Origin of the sequence: Vibrio sp. OPT46, from assembly GCF_015163535.1 — a bacterium.
Taxonomy (GTDB): domain Bacteria; phylum Pseudomonadota; class Gammaproteobacteria; order Enterobacterales; family Vibrionaceae; genus Vibrio; species Vibrio alginolyticus.
Genome location: NZ_JADDYG010000005.1, coordinates 235,446 through 236,328 on the forward strand (window position 1 = coordinate 235,446; position 883 = coordinate 236,328).

Genomic DNA, 883 nt, shown 5'->3' on the forward strand with positions numbered 1-883 from the left:
CAATGCGACGCCTTGAAGTGATAGTGCAGCCTCAAGCACGAGATGTGATCCACTGTATTTTAAGGTAGGCTTTGCTGCGCAGTGACCCAAGGTTGCTAACCACATATTCCAATCAAGATCAGGCCAAACATCTTCAATCAGCTCAGCTTTGCTTAAATCCTCGATGTTATAGATCCCGTGCTCTTTCTGGTACACCGGATGACAAGCTGGATAAAAAGCTTCGTCCATTAGCCATTGTGATTCTAAATTGGGGTACTTTCCTAAACCGTAACGAACACATAAATCTATCTGGCTATCTTGAAAAGACACCAAATCATTGGTTGGTTCTAATAGCAAGGCGATATCAGGGTGACGCTGACGAAAAGCCGTAATTTTCGGGACTAACCAATGATGAGCGAAAGAGGGGAGTGTTGATATCGAAAGGTGGTTCGGGTTTGGATCTTGATTGACTAATCTTACCCCTTGCTGCAAATGAGCAAACCCTCTTTCTGCCTGACTAAACAGTAGCTCTCCCTCTGGTGTGAGCACGATTTTTCTGTGCTGACGAACAAATAGGTCCGTGCCTAAGAACTCTTCTAAATGACGAATTTGCTGACTAATGGCCGCTGGCGTAACAAACAGTTCTTTTGCTGCCGTTTTAAAGCTTCCTTCCTTTGCTGCAACGAAAAAGTAATACAAGCTTTGTAAGGGAGGCATTCGATCTTTCACATTAGTTTTCCTTAACTCTATGGCAGATTCTATCGTTTGAGGTTATCAGCGTAGTCGCTGATTATTAAGTGGTCAACATTGTATAGGGATCTTTGAAATGGAAAACATGACACACACTTGTGAGCGTACTATACCTACTGCCCATCAGAGCGGGTTACAGTTAATTTATTCTAAA

The 883-nt window shown here is 42.9% G+C and carries 1 protein-coding gene; it reads right to left on the reverse strand.

Features of this window, described 5'->3' with window-relative positions; translation table 11 throughout:
• Positions 1 to 708, reverse strand: a 708-nt coding sequence (locus IQR33_RS01230) for a LysR family transcriptional regulator (protein ID WP_193843438.1), incomplete at its 3' end; no start/stop codon positions are given.
• Between the last annotated feature and the right edge of the window lie 175 nt (positions 709 to 883).